The sequence below is a fragment of the Streptomyces sp. NPDC086777 genome (assembly GCF_040702065.1).
In the GTDB taxonomy this organism is placed as follows: domain Bacteria; phylum Actinomycetota; class Actinomycetes; order Streptomycetales; family Streptomycetaceae; genus Streptomyces.
The window spans coordinates 22,417-38,516 of record NZ_JBFBJI010000054.1 but is presented as its reverse complement, the minus strand read 5'-3'; the positions used below and the strand labels follow the sequence as shown (position 1 = coordinate 38,516).

Sequence of the window (16,100 nt, the reverse complement as noted above, 5' to 3'; positions counted from 1 at the left end):
CACCAAGGAGAGTTCTTCAATGACGCACGCCAACGCGCCGGCCACAGCCCCACCACGATCCACCCTGGTCGTCACCGCGCACGCCGGGGACTTCGTGTGGCGGGCGGGCGGAGCCATCGCCCTGGCCGCGTCCCGCGGCGAGAAGGTCACCGTCGCCTGTCTGACCTTCGGCGAACGCGGGGAGTCCGCCAAGGCGTGGCGCGAGGGCAGGAACCTGACGGAGATCAAGGCGATACGCCGGGAGGAGGCGGAGAAGGCCGCCGCCGCCCTCGGCGCCGAGGTCCGGTTCTTCGACGCCGGCGACTACCCGCTGGTCGCGTCCGCCGAGCTGACCGACCGGCTGGTCGCCGTGTACCGCGAGACCCAGCCCGACGTCGTGCTCACCCACCCCGTCGAGGACCCCTACAACGGCGACCACCCGGCCGCCAACCGGATGGCCCTTCAGGCGCGCATCCTCGCCCAGGCCATCGGCTACCCGGGCGCGGGCGGCATCATCGGCGCCCCGCCGGTCTTCTACTTCGAGCCGCACCAGCCGGAGATGAGCGGCTTCAGGCCCGAGGTCCTGCTCGACATCACCGAGGTCTGGGAGACCAAGCGCAAGGCGATGGAGTGCCTCGGCGCCCAGCAGCACCTGTGGACCTACTACACCGACCTCGCCGTCCGGCGGGGCGTCCAGCTCAAGCGGAACGCCGGGCCCAACCTGGGGCTGGCGCACACCACCATGGCCGAGGCGTTCATGCGGCCGTTCCCGCAGATCGCGAAGGAGCTGGCATGAGCGGCGTGATCGTCACCAACCCGCCGAAGGCGGAGCTGAAGGACGTGGACGCCCTCGCCGGCTTCGGGGTCGCCACCGTGAGCGAGGCCATGGGCCGGACCGGGCTGCTCGGTCCGGGGATCCGTCCGGTCCAGCAGGGCGTGCGGGTCGCGGGCACGGCCGTCACCGTGCTCGGCTGGCCCGGCGACAACCTCATGATCCACGCCGCCGTCGAGCAGTGCGGCGAGGGCGACATCCTGGTCGTCACCACCACCTCGCCGTGCACGGACGGGCTGTTCGGCGAGCTGTTCGCGACCGCGCTGAAGCAGCGCGGGGTGCGGGGAGTGGTCCTGAACACCGGTATCCGTGACACCCAGGAGCTGCGGGACATGGGCTTCGCCGCCTGGTCCCGGGCGGTCTCCCCGCAGGGCACGGTGAAGGCCACCGGCGGCTCGGTCAACGTGTCGATCGCGATCGACGGCCAGGTGGTCAACCCGGGTGACGTGGTCCTCGCCGACGACGACGGGGTCGTGGTCGTACCGCGCGAGCGCGTCCGCGAGACGGCCGAGCAGTCCGCGGCCCGCGAGGCCAAGGAGGCCGCGACCCGCGCCGCGTTCGTCGACGGCCAGCTGGGCCTGGACCGTTACGGGCTCCGTGAGACCCTCCAGCGGCTCGGCGTCGAGTACCGGACGTACGAGGAGCACCAGGAGCGGGGCGCATGACCGGGCCCGCGGAGGTGCGGTGCATGCTGATGCGCGGCGGCACCTCCAAGGGCGCGTATTTCCTGGCCGAGGACCTGCCCGCGGACCCCGCCGCCCGCGACGACCTGCTGCTGCGGGTGATGGGCAGCCCCGACCCGCGCCAGATCGACGGCCTGGGCGGGGCGCACCCCCTCACCAGCAAGGTGGCGCTGGTCTCGGTGCCGGACGACCCGGCGGCGGACGTCGACTACCTGTTCCTCCAGGTCGCCGTCGACCGGCCGGAGGTGACGGACCGCCAGACCTGCGGGAACATCCTCGCCGGGGTCGGGCCGTTCGCCGTCGAGCGGGGGCTCGTGGTGCCCGGCGACGGCGAGACGTCGGTACGGATCCGGATGCTCAACACGGGGGAACTGGCCGTCGCCACCTTCCCGACCCCCGGTGGGCGCGTCGACTACACCGGGGACGCCGAGATCTCCGGGGTGCCCGGCGCGGCCGCCCCCGTGGTGATCGAGTTCCCGGCCGGCGAGAGCCCGCTGCTGCCCACCGGCAACGTCCGCGACACCGTCGCGGGCGCGGCGGTGACCTGCGTCGACAACGGCATGCCGACCGTGCTCATCGCGGCGAGCGCGCTGGGCGTCACCGGGTACGAGGAGCCCGGGGACCTGGAGGAGGACCTGGCCCTCGCCGACCGCCTCCACGAGATCCGGCTGGCGGCGGGGAAGCTGATGGGCCTCGGGGACGTGGAGACGGCCACCGTGCCCAAGCTCAGCCTCCTGGCTCCGCCCCGTGACGGCGGCGCGGTCACCACCCGGACCTTCATCCCCGTCCGCTGCCACACCTCGATCGGCGTCCTCGGCGCCGCCAGTGTGGCCGCGGGGCTCAGGCTGCCCGGCAGCGTGGCGCAGGGCATCGCCCGGCTCCCGGAGCACGGCGACCGCATCCGCGTCGAACACCCCACCGGATTCCTGGAGATCGACACCAGTGTCGACCCGGGCTCCGACGGCTCCCCGCCGGCCGCCCGCCGCACCGCGGTCGTCCGCACCGCCCGCAAGATCTTCGACGGCACCGTCTTCCCGCGCGCCGCCGCCCTTCCCGTACGACCTCAAGGAGGCAACGATGGCTCCGCCCCTCGGTGACATCGCCCATGTCGGCCACGCCCAGCTGTTCACCCCGGACCTGGACGCCAGCGTCGCCTTCTTCACCGACTACCTCGGACTGACCGTCAACGGCCGGGACGGCGACACCGTCTACCTGCGCACGTACGACGACTACGAGCACCACAGCCTGGTCCTCACCGCCCGTGACCAGCCCGGCCTCGGCCGGCTCGCCCTGCGCACCTCCAGCGAGGAGGCCCTGGACCGCCGTGTCGGGGCGGTCGAGGAAGCGGGTGGCAGCGGCCGCTGGGTGGAGGACGAGCCGGGCCTCGGCAAGCTCTACGTCACCACCGACCCGGACGGCCACGAGCACGCCCTCTACTGGGAGAGCGAGCACTACCGGGCGCCGGACGAGCTGAAGCCCGCGCTGAAGAACCAGCCGCAGGCCAAGCCCAACCGGGGCGTCGGCGTACGCCGTCTCGACCACGTCAACTTCCTGGCCGCGGACGTGCTCGCCAACGCCGAGTTCCAGGAACAGGTACTGGGGGCCCGGTCGACCGAGCAGGTCCGCCTCGACGACGGGACGGTCGCGGCGCGCTGGCTGACCTTCACCCACAAGTCGTACGACGTCGTCTACACGTCCGACTGGACCGGTTCGACCGGGCGGCTGCACCACATCGCCTTCGCGACCGACACCCGCGAGGACATCCTGCGCGCGGCCGACCTCGCCATCGACACCGGCGTGTTCATCGAGACCGGCCCGCACAAGCACGCCATCCAGCAGACGTTCTTCCTGTACGTCTACGAGCCGGGCGGCAACCGCATCGAGCTCTGCAACCCGCTCACCCGGCTGGTGCTGGCCCCCGACTGGCCGCTCGTCACCTGGACCGAGGCGGAGCGCGCCAAGGGGCAGGCCTGGGGTCTCAGGACGATCGAGTCCTTCCACACGCACGGGACGCCACCGGTGGGCTGATCCGGTCACCACAGCCATCCGGGGGTGGGCGACGCGGTACGACGCGTCGCCCACCCCTTTGCCACCTGCGGCCACCCTGATTGTTGCTGTGATTGTTGACAAAACCGTTGACGTTTTTGCCCGCCCATCCTTAGCGTCTACGCACCACGGGTCAGCCGCACGAGCCGCGTCGACCCCCCTCACCGCTTCCCCTCCAGGGAACGCATCCTGGACGAGAGGAAAACAACGATGTCCTCCTCAACCGCCCTGTCCGCCCGCGGCAGCAGACTGGCCCTGCTGGTGGTCGGCCTGTGCTGGCTGGCCGTGCTCTTCGACGGCCTCGACATGTTCATCTACGGCTCGGTGCTGCCCCACCTGCTGGAGACCAAGACCTTCGGCATCACCGCGGACGAGGCCGGCGACCTCGGCTCCTACGCCACCTTCGGCATGCTGGTGGGCGCCCTGGCCGCGGGTACGGTCGCGGACCGCATCGGCCGCAAGCAGCTGATGGTCGCCTGTGTCACGCTCTTCTCGGTCGCCTCCGGCATCTGCGCGGTCTCCGGGAGCCTCGCGGTCTTCGGCCTCGGCCGCACCCTGGCCGGCGTCGGCCTCGGCGGGCTGCTGCCGACCGCGATCAGCATGGTCTCCGACTACGCCAGGGGCGGCCGGATCGCCCTCACCATCGGCGTGCTGATGACCGCCCACCACGCGGGCGGCATCCTCTCCGCCTACATCGCCAAGTGGCTGGTCGACCCCTTCGGCTGGCGCTCCGCCTTCTGGGTCTGCGTGCTCCCGCTGCTCTTCGTGCCCGTCCTGCTCAAGCTCCTGCCCGAGTCGCTGAGTTTCCTGGTCGCCAAGGGCCGCACCGAGGAGGCCGCCGCGCTCGCCGACCGCTACGAGGTCGAACTGCCCGCCGTCGCCGGCCGGAGGACCGCCGCCGACCGCTGGGACGCGCTGCTCGGCCTGTTCCGCGGCGGCGAACGGCTGCAGACCCTGCTGTACTGGCTGGCCTCCTTCGGCGGTCTCCTCCTGGTCTACGGCGTTGCCACCTGGCTGCCGACCCTGATGCGCACCGAGGGCTACGAACTCGCCAACGCACTGACCTTCGTCGTCGTCTTCAATCTCGGCGGCATCGTGGGCATGCTGGTCGCGGGCCGCGCGGCCGACCGGTTCGGCGCCCCGCGCATCGCGGCGATCTGGTTCGCCCTCACCGCCGCCGGCGTCTACCTGCTCAGCGTGCACCTGCCGATGGGGGTGACCACCCTGGTCGTCTTCCTCACCGGCGTCTTCCTGAACAGTGCCCAGACGATGATCTACGCGACGGTCTCGATCCGCTCCACGCCGGACAGCCGCGCCACCGCCGTCGGTTGGACCTCCGGCATGGGGCGCTTCGGCGCGGTCTTCGGCCCGTGGCTCGGCGGCCAGCTCCTCGCCGCGGGCAACGGGGACTGGGGCTTCACCGCCTTCGCGCTGGCTGGCGTCTCCTCGATGGTGTTCATCGGCATCGCCGCCCTGCGCTCGGCCCGGCAGCCGCGGGCCGACCGCGACCGGGAGAAGCTGGTCGCCGCCCACTGAGCGGTCTCCCCGGGGCCGGTCCGGCGCCGCGCTCCTTCCACGGGCGCGGCGCCTCCCTAGGGTTCTCCGGTGGGCTCCGCCTCCAGCCCGGTGCACGCCAGCTGTCCTGCCACCTCGGCGCACGCCTCCACACCCCGCGGAGCCGGCACCGCGAGCATCGGGCTGGTGTAGCCGACCGAGTCCGAGGCGGGATAGCTCGCCGAGAGCACGTCCTCGCCGGCCCGGACCGAGACCTCCCGCGCGACGGGGGTGTGCAGCCGCACCTCGGACCAGGCGGTGCCGCAGGCGGGGGACCAGCGCAGCCGGACGTCGTAGGCGACACCGGTGACGCGGCTCTTGGTCCGCGCGTCCCGGTCGCACGCCGACGCGTCCGGCAACTCGCCCTGGCAGGCGCTGCCGTGACAGCGCGGCGCCGCCGACACCGGTTGTACGCCCGGTGTGCCGCGCCGGTCCGAGACGGTCACGGCCGCCGCCGTCACCCCGGCCACGGCGAGCAGCGCGACCGCGGTCAGCGGCAGCCGCGGCCACCGTCTCCCCGGCCCCCGCTCCCGGGGCGGCTCGGCGGCCGGTGGCCCCTCGGGGGCCTCGCACAACGCCAGTACGGCGGCGGGGTCGGCGCCCGCGAGCAGGGCCAGGGCCTCCACGGCCGCCCGCGGCGGCCGTTTGTCGCCGGAGAGATAGCGGTGCCACGCGGACTTGCTGTAGGGGGTGCGGGCGGCCAGGGCCGCGAGGCTCAGTCCCGTGTGCTCCTTCAGTTCGCGCAGCCTCGCCGCCGGCGACTCGTCCGATGGGGTGGTTCTCGCTCCTCCGGGGTGCGGCATGTTGCGTGCCTCGACTTCATTACGCTATGGGCGTTTCGCCCCTGTTGTCGGAATGGCTTCCCATCGGAACCGGGCCCGCAACCGGCGAACAGGTGTGAAGAGGGTGAATCGGGAGTGCATGTCGAAGGCCTGTTCGGGAACGCGGGTTCCCGAACAGGCCTCTGCGGTCAGGGAGTACGCCGGTGACGGACCGTCAGCACCACGGGACGGCGTGGCCGACCCGGACGTAGTGCGCGGAGACGTACCCCTTGTGGTGCGGGAGCCGGTACCAGGTGTGGTTGCCACGCACCGAGCCGCCGTACGTCTTGCAGGACAGCGCGACGAGCCGGTTGTTGTGACGGTGGCTCACCACGCGGTAGCGCGTGCTCGGACCGGAGCGGACGTTGAGCCGGACGCGGTGCGTGGTGACCCGGCCCACGGTCCGGTAGGTGTGCAGACGGTGGCCGGCCGGCGCGGGCAGGGTGGTGTAGTTGTAGTACTGCACGATTCCCTGCGGAGCGGGGACCGGGGTGGCGGCGCTCGCCGTGGCGGCCCCGGCCGTGGGCAGGAACGCGAACACCGCGACCGTGGCCAGCAGGCCGTTCTTCAGGATCCGACGGGACATGGAAACCTCCGTGCTGTCGTGCCGGTGACCACGAAGCGTGATCACGACTCGAAGCGTTTCCGTGCCGAACCGTCACCATGTCGTCCCCGCGTGCCCTGGGACGCCTGGGACGTCCCAGGCCACCGCCGGTTCAGCCCATCTGGTCCTCGGCCGACAGGTGCTCGACCGTCTTTCCCGTGGCCGTGAAGGTCCGCGTCACGTACCCCGACGAGTACACCCACAGGATCCGCAGCGGGGTGTCGCCGACGTTGCGGAACAGGTGGGGGACGGGGGACGGGACGTACGTGGTGTCGAACCGGCTCAGCCGGGTCACCTCGCCGTCCACCCACACCTCCGCCTCGCCCTCCAGGACGGTCACGTGCTCGTCGCAGTTGTGCGAGTGCAACGGTGCCCCGGAGCCCACCGGGTAGACGCTCATCCCGCTGGTGACGAGGTTCTCGCCGCCTGCCGACGGGGTGGTGATCAGCGGTGTCGTCACGACCGCGCCGCCCCGGTCCAGCAGGGGTACGGACGCGGCCTTGATGATCGTGGTCATCCGGGGGTTCCTCTCCGCTACGACGTACGTGACACGCCGACCGACGCTAGGCCCCGCGGACCCGATCGGGTGCCCCCTGGCGTGCAGTTTTACCTTGCGCTCCGGGAGGTGTGAGCGGTCGTGGAGCGACTGTAGCGTCCACCCCCGGCAATCCACGGCCGCCTAGGATCCACGGCCGCCCGAGCGAAGGCAGGTACCGGCCCCATGAGGCTCCCCGTTCTCAGCGAAGACGACATGAACCCCCGCCAGCGGGAGCTGGCCGCCCGGATCGCGGGCCGCCGCGGCGCCGTCCGCGGCCCCTTCCGGGTCTGGCTGCACAGCCCGGAGATGTGCGAACGCGCGGAGTCCCTCAGCGCCTTCGCCCGCTTCGACTGCAGCCTTCCGGAACACCTGCGCGAACTCACCCTCCTGATGGCCGCCCGCAGCTGGGACGCTCAGTACTCCTGGAACGCCCATGTGCGCCAGGCGGTCGAGGCCGGCATCCCGGAAGCGGCCGTGGCGGCCATCGCCGAGAAGCGCGCCATGAACCGCCCGCGGGCACGACTGCGGCGGATCCCGCCGCGGTCAGCGGGGGCCTCGGCCCGGTTCGTCGTGGTCGCGGGGCGGGTGGCCGCAGGGGCGGTGTGCGGGCGGCTGCGCCGGCATCGCGGTGTCCCTGAGCGCGGTCACGCACGCGGCGAACTGGGCACCCTCGATCATCCGTTCACTGTCGGACATGGCCTCGGCCAGGCTCGCGCAGGACAGCGCGAGCAGCGCGGCGCCCGCGACCAGCGGCAGCGCACGGCGCGGTGGCGGCGGGGCGAGCAGCGCCCGGACCCGCTGCGGCACGGCGCCCCCGGTCGCCGCGAGCGAGGCACCGGCGGGGGCCTTGGCCGCGGCGAGGGCCGCCCGGCCGACCGCGCGTGCGACGACCGTCCGGTCCCCGACGTGGTCCGCGGCCTCCTCGTCGGCCCAGCGCTCCAGCACGAACCCGCCGGTCCCGGCGAGCGGCCGCAGCAGCGGGCAGGCGGCTGCGGTGAGCCGCCAGGCGGTCTGGAACAGGTGGTGGCGGCCGCGCAGATGGGCCCGCTCGTGTGCCAGCAGGGCCTCCCGCTCGGTACCGCCGAGGCAGCGCAGCATCCCGTGCGAGACCACGATCCGGCCCGGTGCCCCGGGGAGCGCGAAGGCGTGCGGCGAGGCGTCGTCGAGGACGGCCAGCTCCAGGTCCCCGGGCAGCCGCGCGCACTCCCGGCGGGCCCAGAGCAGGTGCCGGACCTGCCGCACGGCGGCCACCGCGAGGCCGGTGAGGGAGGCGAGCAGGGTGACCGTCGCGACCGCGGACACGGTGAGGTACACGGGATCGTCCGCCCGCAGCGCCGTCACCGACCAGCGGCCCTCCTCGGCGACCTCGGGGATCTGCGCGAGCCCGGTGAACGCCAGCAGCGCCAGCGAGCCCAGCCAGCCCAGTGCCGTCACCAGGGCGCCGCCGGCCAGCGCCCAGGCCGCCGGGCGCGGTGCGAACCGCCGGGCGAGCCGGGGCGCGAGCACCGCGAGGACCACCGTGACCAGGAAGGGGACGTAGACGCTGACGGTCATCGGCTCACGGTCCTTCGCCGGCGGGGCCGCTGTCGTGTTCGCCGAGCAGACGCTGCAGCAACTGCTCGTCCTCCGGGGAGAGTTCGGAGACGAACCGGCTGAGCACGGCCTCCCGGTCGGAGCCGCGCTCCAGCAGGGTGTGCATCCGCTGGGCGGTGTCGGACGCCTCGTCGCGGACCGGCGCGTACGCGTAGCCCCGGCCTGCCCGGTGCCGTACCAGCATGCCCTTGTCGTGCAGCCGGGACAGGATCGTCAGCACGGTCGTGTAGGCGAGGTCCCCGGGCAGCCGTTCCTGGACCTGGCGGGCGGTCAGCGGCCCGGACGTGGCCCACAGGGCGGCCAGCACCCCGCTCTCCAACTCCCCGCGGGCCCGTCGGCCGGATGCCTCGCCGGGCTCGTCGATCTTCCGGTCGCGCACCGTTCACCGTCCTTCAACCACCGTTCGAGCCCACAGCCTACCCGGACTGCTACTACGGCATGTAGAACCGGGTTCCAGTGCCGCCGGGCCTGCCGCCGGCCGCACAAAAGCCGTCTACTACAACTTGTACGAGTTCACCTACTACATGTTGTAGAGTTTCGCCGCTCCACTCCACCTGCGGAGTCTGTGCGGAGGAACCCACCCATGCCCCACCTCGGAAGTACGGTGCATCTGCGTGCCCTCGCGGCCGCCGCCCTGCGTCCCCGGCCCGCCCACGCCCCCCGGCCCGTGACGCCGGCCGAACGCGTCGTGATCGTCTCCGCGAGCATCGGCGCGGGCCACGACGGCGCCGCACACGAACTGGAACGCAGGCTGACGGCGGCCGGTGTCGCCGTCGACCGGTACGACCTGCTCGACCTGCTGCCCGCCCGGCTCGGCCGGGCCGTCTGCGACGCCTACCACCGGATGCTCGTCCGGGCGCCCTGGGTCTACCAGCGCGTCTACACCCGCACCGAACGCGCCGGAGGCGGCGGCCCGCTGGCCCGCGCCCTGCTGCGGACCGCCGAGCACCGCCTGCGCGCCGTCCTCCCCGCCGACACCGGCGCCGTCGTCTCCACCTACCCCGGCGCCAGCCGCGTCCTGGGCAGGCTGCGGCTCACCGGCCGCCTCGACGTGCCGGTGTTCACCTATCTCACCGACTTCTCGGTGCACCCGCTGTGGGTGGCCGAAGGCGTCGACGTCCACCTGGCCGCCCACGCCGTACCCGCCGCACAGGCCCGCGCCCTGGGCGCCCGGGACGTCCGGGTCGGCGGCCCGGTGGCGGACCCGCGCTTCCGGCCCGCCGGCCCAGGGCGGCGCCGGGCGGCCCGGGCCCGCTTCGGGCTCCCCGCGGACGCCCCCCTGGCGCTGCTGGTCGCCGGGTCCTGGGGGGTCGGCCCGGTCCGGCAGGTGGCCCTGGAACTGCGCGACTGCGGCGCGGCCGTACCGGTCGTCGTCTGCGGCCGCAACGAGGCGCTCGCGGAGCGGTTGCGCGCCGACGGCATCGAGCACACCCACGGCTGGGTCGACGACATGCCGGGCCTGATGCACGCGGCCGACGTCCTGGTGCAGAACGCGGGCGGCCTGACCTCGCTGGAGGCCCTCGCCGCCGGGCTGCCCGTCGCGAGCTACCGCTGCATACCGGGCCACGGTCTGACCAACGCCGCGGCACTCGACGAGGCCGGGGTCGCCGCCTGGATCCGCGACCCGGCCGAACTCGGGGACGTACTGGCCGACCTGATCGACGGCCCGCGCGGCCTGCTGCAGCGCGAGGCGGGCCGGGCGCTGTTCGCCGCCGCCGGGGCGGGCCCCGCGGACGAGATAGCCCGTGCCTGCCGCGCGTCCGGCCCGCCGCCGGAGGGGCCCGGCCCCGGCCGGCCGGCCTCGCCGCCGGTGGAACGGGCCGGCCGCGCTCCCGGCGTCGCGTCCGCCCCGCGCGGGTCCCGTCCGGCCGTGCGGCGTCTCGCCGCGTGCGCGGCCGTGGCCTGTGCCCTCTGGGCCGGGGCGGTCGGCACCGCGGTCGCCACGACCGGCAGCGGGTCGGGCGTCATCCACGCCATCGGCCACACCCTGGACCTCGACGACGACGCCCACCCCGGCGGCCCGCACCAGGAGGAGCACCACTCGTGACCACCCCCGTACGCCTGCTCCGCACGGCCGCCCTCGCCGCCCTGCCGGCGCTCGCCCTGCACGCGGCCCCCGTGATCACCACCTTCGGGCCGCTGCGCAACCGCGCCATGCCGCGCCTGGCCGGCCGGGGCCGGGCCGACCACGTCGCCCTCACCTTCGACGACGGCCCGGACCCGCTGTCGACGCCGTTCTTCCTGCGCACCCTGGACGAGCGGCGGGTCCGGGCCACCTTCTTCCTGCTCGGCTGCCAGGCCCGCCGTGCACCCGGCCTGGTCCGTGAGATCGCGGCGGCCGGCCACGAGGTGGGGATCCACGGTTGGCTCCACCGGCCGCTCCTGCTGCGCGGCACCCGGGCCACCCACGACGACCTCGCCCGGGCCCGGGACACCGTCGGCGAGCTCACCGGGCAGCTCCCGCGCCTGTTCCGGCCGCCGTACGGCGTGATGTCCACCGCGGCCCACCTGGCAGCCCGCCGGCTCGGTCTCACCCCGGTGCTCTGGACCTGCTGGGGCGAGGACTGGACCGCCCGCGCCACCGCCGACTCCGTCCACCGTACGGTCGTCCGGGACCTGGACGGCGGTGGCACGATCCTGCTGCACGACTCCGACTGCACCTCGGCGCCGGGCGCCTGGCGCTCCGCCCTGGGCGCGCTGCCGCGCCTCCTGGACACCTGCGACCGGCGGGGGCTCACCGTGGGGCCGTTGCGCGAGCACGGCGTCCGGCGCCCGGCGCCTGCACGTCGGCGGACGCCGGGTGAACCCGCGCGGTAATTTACTTGAGTTACGCAACGATATGGTAAACTGGCCGGTATGCCCACAGAACCGCTGCCAGACGTCCCCGCCGCCACCCCGGAGGTCGTGGAGATCGAGCGCGCCCTGACGCGCATCACCTACCTCAGCACCCGGGCCCGCCAGCACGAGCGGCTGATGGCCCTGGCCGGTGTGCCGCTGGACCGCGCCGCGGTGGCCCTGCTGCGTCAGGTCGCCGACTCCGAGCCGCTGCGCCCGGGGGAGCTGGCGCAGCGGCTCGGGGTCGAGGCGTCCCACGTGACGCGCACGGTGCAGCAGCTCCAGCGGTCGGGCTTCGTCACCCGCGTCCCCGACCCCGACGACCGGCGGGCCCAGCGGATCGAGCTCACCGACGCCGGCCGGGCCGCCGTCGACCGGGTCCGGGACGCCGGGGCGCGGGGCATGCAACTGGCCCTGAACGGCTGGGAGCCCGAGGAGCTGCAGCAGCTGGCCGTGCTCTTCCACCGCATGGTCGACGACTTCCTGTCCTACGCGGTCGAGGACGAGGCGGGCCAGGAGTCCACCGAGACGGTGCCCCCGGCCTCCCGGACCGTGTGAGGGCCCGGCTCCGCCGACGGACCGGCGGCCGACCCGGCGCCGAGCGGGCCGGTACCGCCCGGTAATATCCGGCGGCAGGTCGTCAGAGGAGGCTTCGTGGCCCGGTCCGAACGTTCACCCCTGCTGCTCGCGGGGCTGCTGGCCACCGCGGGTGCCGCCCACTTCGCGGTGCCGAAGCAGTTCGACGCGACGATTCCGAAGGCGCTGCCGGGTTCCCCGCGGGCCTGGACGTACGGCAGCGGGGCCGTGGAGCTGGCGCTGGCGGCGGGGATCGCCCTGCCGCGTACCCGCAGGGCGGCGGCCCGGGTGGCCGCCGCCTTCTTCGTAGGTGTGTTCCCGGCCAATGTGCAGATGGCCGTCGACTGGCAGAAGCGGCCCGAGCCGCTCAGGACCGCGGCTCTCGCCCGCCTGCCGCTCCAGATCCCTCTGGTGCTCTGGGCGCGCGGAGTCGCACGCAACGAGGAGGGCCGATAGATGGCGGCACCTGTCGAGGTGGGAAGCAGGATCGAGGACTTCGCGCTGCCGGACGAGACCGGTACGACGCGGACCCTCACGGAGCTGCTGGCCGACGGGCCGGTGGTGGTCTTCTTCTATCCCGCGGCCCTGTCGGCCGGCTGCACCGCCGAGGCCTGCCACTTCCGGGACCTCGCCGCGGAGTTCGCGGCCGCCGGCGCCCGGCCGGTCGGGATCAGCGGGGACAGCGTGGAACGCCAGCAGGAGTTCTCCGGGAAGCACACGCTCGGCATGCCGCTGCTCTCCGACGCGGACGGCACCGTCCGGGAGCTGTTCGGCGTGAAGCGGGGCTTCTCGCTCGCCCCGACCAAGCGGGCCACCTTCGTGATCGCCCAGGACCGCACCGTCCTGGAGGTCGTCCGCAGCGAGCTGCGCATGAACACCCACGCCGACCGGGCGCTGGCCGCCCTGCGTGCCCACCAGGGCTGAGCCGCCGCGGCCCTTCCGCGCTTGATGCCCAAGGACACAGGTCCATCCTGGGGCGTATGGAGCGAGTCGCCGCCGCGGCGACCATCGATGCCCTGGGCCGGGTGACGGGGTGGAGCGAGGGTGCGCGGATACTCACCGGGCACCGGGCGGAGAAGGTCGTGGGCAGACCCGCCACCGACCTCCTCGCCGAGCAGGTACCCGCCGAGGCGCCGGCCGCCCGCCGCGGGACCGTGGCGCTGCGGCGCGCCGACGGCCGCCGCACGGAGATCGCCCTGACCGCCTGCCCCGTCCTCGGCCCCGACGGCGGCACCACCGGCTACCTGCTCACCGCCGCCCCGCCCTTTCAGGCCGACCCCACCCTCGCCGGCCAGGCCTTCCAGCAGGCCTCGATGTCCATGTCGGTCTTCGACCTCCGCCGGCGCCACCTCCGCTCCAACGACGTCGCCTGCCATGCCCTGGGAGTCCCCGAGGAGGCCCTGCTGGGCCGTTTCTTCCCGGACACCGTCGAGGGGTCCCCGCACGGCGAGTGCCTCCTCCGCCGGCTGCGCCAGGTCGCCGAGACCGGCCGGCCCGTCCGCTCCGAGAGCTTCACCGGTGCCCCCTGCGTCATGCCGGAACAGCCGGCCGACGACGTGGCCCTGCTACTGGCCCGCACCCGGCCCCTCGGCGCCGACCGGGTCGCCACCTGGGACGTGCCGCCGGACCCGGCCGCGGCGGCGCACTTCCGGCAGGCGGCCGTCGAACGCCTCGGCGAGGGGGGCCTGGACGAGGCGGCGTTCGTCACCGAACTCGTCGTCAGCGAACTCGTCACCAACGCCATCCGCTACGGCGAACCGCCCGTCCAGCTGTGCCTGATCCGCGACCGTACGCTCATCCGCGAGGTCTCCGACGGCAGTTCCACCTCACCGCACCTGCGCCGGGCGCACGCCTTCGACGAGGGCGGCCGCGGCCTGCTCCTGGTCGCCCAGCTCACCCAGCGCCGGGGCAGCCGGCAGACGGTCAGCGGCAAGACGATCCGGGCCGAACAGCCGCTGCCCGAAGGCCCGTCGCCGGCCGCCGGCGCATGACGGGAGCGAGCGCGGCGCGCCGCTGCTCCACGTCGCAGCCCCGGTTCGGCGCCGACTCCACGCCGGGTCCCGCGCCGGGTACCCGGCGGGCCGCTCAGAACTCCTCGTGGCTGTCCGGGTCACCGCCGAGCCGCCGGTGGGACCGCTCGGAGACGGCCGCCATCTGGGCCGCGTCCAGTTCGAAGCCGAACAGGTCGAGGTTGGCCCGCTGCCGCCCGGCATCCGCCGACTTCGGGATCGGCAGGGCGCCGAGCTGGATGTGCCAGCGCAGCACCGCCTGGGCGGGCGTCACCCCGTGCGCCTCCGCCACGGCGAGGACCGCCGGGTCGTCGAGGAGCCGGACGTCCCGGCCCAGCGGGCTCCAGCTCTCGGTGACGATGTCCCTCTCCGCGTGGAACGCCCGCAGCTCGTCCTGCGGGAACAGCGGATGCAGCTCCACCTGGTTCACCGACGGCAGCACCCCGGTCTCCTTCTCCAGCCGGGTGAGGTGCTCCTCGGTGAAGTTGGAGACACCGATCGAGCGCACCAGACCGTCCTCGCGCAACTTGATCATCGCCCGCCACGAGTCGACGTACTTGCCGACCCGAGGGTTGGGCCAGTGGATCAGGTACAGGTCCACGTACTCCAGGCCCAGCCGCCGCCGGGACTCCTCGAAGGAGGCGAGGGTCTCCTCGTAGCCGTGGTGGCGGCCCGGCAGCTTCGTCGTCACCACCACCTCCTCGCGGGGCACCCCGCTGCTCGCGACACCCCGGCCGACCCCGGACTCGTTGCGGTAGTTCACCGCCGTGTCGACCAGCCGGTAGCCCCGTTCGAGCCCGTGGCGGACGGCCTGCTCGGCCTGCGTGTCGTCCATCGGCCAGGTGCCCAGGCCGGTGGCGGGGATCGCCGTACCGTCGTTGAGCGTGTACGCCGGAATGCTGACCACGATGTGACCTTCCCTCGACTGTGTCGTACCCCCAGCGTCGCCGACCGGGCGGGAGATGATCAACCCGGGCCGGGTGCTCCCTTCCGCGGCGCGGGCCGGGCTGACACGATCTTTGCGGACGGGTACCGACGACCACGCGGAGCACGCATGACGACCGACCGGGGTACGGCAGGACGGGCACAGGGCGCCGCCGGGGCCGAGGTGAGACCCGTCGCCGGGCACATCGGGGCGGAGATCACCGGGGTCGACCTCACCGCGGAACTCGACGACGCCGTGGTCGCCCTCGTCCGCGAGGCCGTGCTGCGCTGGAAGGTCGTCTTCTTCCGCGACCAGCGGCTCGACCACGCCGGGCACGTCGCCTTCGCCCGCCGGTTCGGGGAACCGGTCGTGCTGGGCAGGCGCGGCAGCGCCTCACCGGCGGGCTTCCCCGAGGTGGAGACCACCGCCGACCGGCTGGAGCTCGGCGGCCGGTTCGGGATGGAGCACGAGGAGTGGCTCCAGCGGCGCCGGCACACCCTGCTGCGCGGCTGGCACTGCGACCACGGCGCCCGTATCGACCCGCCCGCCGCGACCATCCTGCGCGCCGAGACCGTCCCGCCCTACGGCGGGGACACCACCTGGGCCAACCTGGCCGCCGCCTACGCGGGGCTCTCCGCACCCGTGCGCGCCTTCGTCGACGGGCTGCGTGCCGAGCACCGCCTCGGCGTCGGCTACCAGCCGCGCCCCGGTGACGACACCTACCTGCGCCACCTCCTCGACCACCAGGTGGCCTCGGTGCACCCGCTGGTGCGCGTCCACCCGGAGAGCGGGGAGCGGGTGCTGTACGTCAACGGCTACTACGTCGAGCAGATCGCCGACGTCTCCCGCCCGGAGAGCGCCGCGCTCCTGGAGATGCTGCTCGAACAGGCCGTCCGGCCCGAGTACACGGTCCGCTTCCGCTGGGAGCCCGGCAGCGTCGCGTTCTGGGACAACAGGGCCACCATCCACCTCGCGCCGAGCGACAACGCCCACCTCGGCCACCCCCGGGTCATGCACCGGGTGATGCTGCACGGAGAGGTGCCGGTCGGCGTGGACGGCAAGCCGTCGCAGCCGGTGACCGGCACCGAGGTGCGCCGCTGGTGAC

General features: G+C 73.8%; 18 protein-coding genes. 12 read left to right on the top strand and 6 right to left on the bottom strand.

Annotated features, from left to right (window positions below; genetic code table 11):
• Window positions 1-19: 19 nt before the first annotated feature.
• From AB0472_RS41970 to AB0472_RS41950, 5 genes are all read left to right on the top strand, one after another.
• Window positions 20-775, top strand: a complete 756-nt coding sequence (locus tag AB0472_RS41970; RefSeq protein WP_366364641.1) for a PIG-L deacetylase family protein — start codon at window positions 20-22, stop codon at window positions 773-775.
• Window positions 772-1,476 carry a 4-carboxy-4-hydroxy-2-oxoadipate aldolase/oxaloacetate decarboxylase gene (locus AB0472_RS41965; RefSeq protein ID WP_366364640.1) on the top strand — a complete coding sequence of 235 codons (705 nt, stop codon included), beginning with the start codon at window positions 772-774 and terminating at the stop codon, window positions 1,474-1,476. The genes AB0472_RS41970 and AB0472_RS41965 overlap by 4 nt, the downstream gene beginning before the upstream one ends.
• Window positions 1,473-2,591 carry a 4-oxalomesaconate tautomerase gene (locus AB0472_RS41960; protein ID WP_366364639.1) on the top strand — a complete coding sequence of 373 codons (1,119 nt, stop codon included), beginning with the start codon at window positions 1,473-1,475 and terminating at the stop codon, window positions 2,589-2,591. The genes AB0472_RS41965 and AB0472_RS41960 overlap by 4 nt, the downstream gene beginning before the upstream one ends.
• On the top strand, window positions 2,572-3,522 hold the full coding sequence (locus tag AB0472_RS41955; protein WP_366364638.1) for a catechol 2,3-dioxygenase: 951 nt from the start codon (window positions 2,572-2,574) through the stop codon (window positions 3,520-3,522). The genes AB0472_RS41960 and AB0472_RS41955 overlap by 20 nt, the downstream gene beginning before the upstream one ends.
• A gap of 228 nt (window positions 3,523-3,750) precedes the next feature.
• Window positions 3,751-5,076: an MFS transporter gene (locus AB0472_RS41950; protein WP_366364637.1), complete on the top strand. Its 1,326-nt coding sequence runs from the start codon at window positions 3,751-3,753 to the stop codon at window positions 5,074-5,076.
• Window positions 5,077-5,132: 56 nt separating this feature from the next.
• Here the strand turns inward: AB0472_RS41950 and AB0472_RS41945 are convergent, their stop codons facing one another.
• The 5 genes from AB0472_RS41945 to AB0472_RS41925 all read right to left on the bottom strand — a co-directional run bounded on the left by AB0472_RS41945 (window position 5,133) and on the right by AB0472_RS41925 (window position 9,029).
• Entirely contained in the window at window positions 5,133-5,897 is a 765-nt protein-coding gene (locus AB0472_RS41945) for an XRE family transcriptional regulator (RefSeq protein ID WP_366364636.1), read from the bottom strand.
• A gap of 193 nt (window positions 5,898-6,090) precedes the next feature.
• Window positions 6,091-6,501 carry an SH3 domain-containing protein gene (locus tag AB0472_RS41940; protein WP_366364635.1) on the bottom strand — a complete coding sequence of 137 codons (411 nt, stop codon included), beginning with the start codon at window positions 6,499-6,501 and terminating at the stop codon, window positions 6,091-6,093.
• 130 nt (window positions 6,502-6,631) lie between these two features.
• Window positions 6,632-7,036, bottom strand: coding sequence for a cupin domain-containing protein (locus AB0472_RS41935; RefSeq protein ID WP_366364634.1), 405 nt, complete (start codon window positions 7,034-7,036; stop codon window positions 6,632-6,634).
• Window positions 7,037-7,600: 564 nt separating this feature from the next.
• Window positions 7,601-8,611, bottom strand: coding sequence for a M56 family metallopeptidase (locus AB0472_RS41930; RefSeq protein ID WP_366364633.1), 1,011 nt, complete (start codon window positions 8,609-8,611; stop codon window positions 7,601-7,603).
• A 4-nt stretch (window positions 8,612-8,615) separates the two neighbouring features.
• Window positions 8,616-9,029: a BlaI/MecI/CopY family transcriptional regulator gene (locus tag AB0472_RS41925; RefSeq protein WP_366364632.1), complete on the bottom strand. Its 414-nt coding sequence runs from the start codon at window positions 9,027-9,029 to the stop codon at window positions 8,616-8,618.
• A gap of 204 nt (window positions 9,030-9,233) precedes the next feature.
• Here AB0472_RS41925 and AB0472_RS41920 point away from each other — a divergent pair, with 204 nt between their 5' ends.
• From AB0472_RS41920 to AB0472_RS41895, 6 genes are all read left to right on the top strand, one after another.
• Complete coding sequence (locus AB0472_RS41920; protein WP_366364631.1) at window positions 9,234-10,697, top strand: glycosyltransferase; 1,464 nt, start codon at window positions 9,234-9,236, stop codon at window positions 10,695-10,697.
• Window positions 10,694-11,467, top strand: coding sequence for a polysaccharide deacetylase family protein (locus AB0472_RS41915; protein WP_366364630.1), 774 nt, complete (start codon window positions 10,694-10,696; stop codon window positions 11,465-11,467). The genes AB0472_RS41920 and AB0472_RS41915 overlap by 4 nt, the downstream gene beginning before the upstream one ends.
• Before the next feature lie 39 nt (window positions 11,468-11,506).
• On the top strand, window positions 11,507-12,043 hold the full coding sequence (locus AB0472_RS41910; RefSeq protein ID WP_366364629.1) for a MarR family transcriptional regulator: 537 nt from the start codon (window positions 11,507-11,509) through the stop codon (window positions 12,041-12,043).
• 96 nt (window positions 12,044-12,139) lie between these two features.
• Entirely contained in the window at window positions 12,140-12,517 is a 378-nt protein-coding gene (locus AB0472_RS41905; RefSeq protein ID WP_366364628.1) for a hypothetical protein, read from the top strand.
• Entirely contained in the window at window positions 12,518-12,985 is a 468-nt protein-coding gene (locus AB0472_RS41900) for a redoxin domain-containing protein (RefSeq protein WP_366364627.1), read from the top strand.
• Between the two features lie 56 nt (window positions 12,986-13,041).
• Entirely contained in the window at window positions 13,042-14,052 is a 1,011-nt protein-coding gene (locus tag AB0472_RS41895; protein WP_366364626.1) for a PAS domain-containing protein, read from the top strand.
• A gap of 94 nt (window positions 14,053-14,146) precedes the next feature.
• On the opposite strand, the gene AB0472_RS41890 is transcribed toward AB0472_RS41895, so the two are convergent.
• On the bottom strand, window positions 14,147-14,977 hold the full coding sequence (locus tag AB0472_RS41890; protein WP_366364625.1) for an aldo/keto reductase: 831 nt from the start codon (window positions 14,975-14,977) through the stop codon (window positions 14,147-14,149).
• A 147-nt stretch (window positions 14,978-15,124) separates the two neighbouring features.
• On the opposite strand from AB0472_RS41890, the gene AB0472_RS41885 reads away from it, so the two are divergent.
• Window positions 15,125-16,099 (top strand): TauD/TfdA family dioxygenase, encoded by a 975-nt coding sequence (locus tag AB0472_RS41885; RefSeq protein WP_366364624.1) that lies wholly within the window; start codon window positions 15,125-15,127, stop codon window positions 16,097-16,099.
• Window position 16,100: the final 1 nt, after the last annotated feature.

Excerpts from the sequence above, each read along its gene's own strand:
- AB0472_RS41945 (WP_366364636.1), bottom strand. The coding sequence starts at position 5,897 with ATGCCGCACCCCGGAGGAGCGAGAACCACCCCATCGGACGAGTCGCCG.
- AB0472_RS41900 (WP_366364627.1), top strand. The coding sequence starts at position 12,518 with ATGGCGGCACCTGTCGAGGTGGGAAGCAGGATCGAGGACTTCGCGCTG.
- AB0472_RS41965 (WP_366364640.1), top strand. The coding sequence starts at position 772 with ATGAGCGGCGTGATCGTCACCAACCCGCCGAAGGCGGAGCTGAAGGAC.
- AB0472_RS41885 (WP_366364624.1), top strand. The coding sequence starts at position 15,125 with ATGACGACCGACCGGGGTACGGCAGGACGGGCACAGGGCGCCGCCGGG.
- AB0472_RS41920 (WP_366364631.1), top strand. The coding sequence starts at position 9,234 with ATGCCCCACCTCGGAAGTACGGTGCATCTGCGTGCCCTCGCGGCCGCC.
- AB0472_RS41895 (WP_366364626.1), top strand. The coding sequence starts at position 13,042 with ATGGAGCGAGTCGCCGCCGCGGCGACCATCGATGCCCTGGGCCGGGTG.
- AB0472_RS41950 (WP_366364637.1), top strand. The coding sequence starts at position 3,751 with ATGTCCTCCTCAACCGCCCTGTCCGCCCGCGGCAGCAGACTGGCCCTG.
- AB0472_RS41910 (WP_366364629.1), top strand. The coding sequence starts at position 11,507 with ATGCCCACAGAACCGCTGCCAGACGTCCCCGCCGCCACCCCGGAGGTC.
- AB0472_RS41960 (WP_366364639.1), top strand. The coding sequence starts at position 1,473 with ATGACCGGGCCCGCGGAGGTGCGGTGCATGCTGATGCGCGGCGGCACC.
- AB0472_RS41955 (WP_366364638.1), top strand. The coding sequence starts at position 2,572 with ATGGCTCCGCCCCTCGGTGACATCGCCCATGTCGGCCACGCCCAGCTG.
- AB0472_RS41940 (WP_366364635.1), bottom strand. The coding sequence starts at position 6,501 with ATGTCCCGTCGGATCCTGAAGAACGGCCTGCTGGCCACGGTCGCGGTG.
- AB0472_RS41930 (WP_366364633.1), bottom strand. The coding sequence starts at position 8,611 with ATGACCGTCAGCGTCTACGTCCCCTTCCTGGTCACGGTGGTCCTCGCG.
- AB0472_RS41970 (WP_366364641.1), top strand. The coding sequence starts at position 20 with ATGACGCACGCCAACGCGCCGGCCACAGCCCCACCACGATCCACCCTG.
- AB0472_RS41935 (WP_366364634.1), bottom strand. The coding sequence starts at position 7,036 with ATGACCACGATCATCAAGGCCGCGTCCGTACCCCTGCTGGACCGGGGC.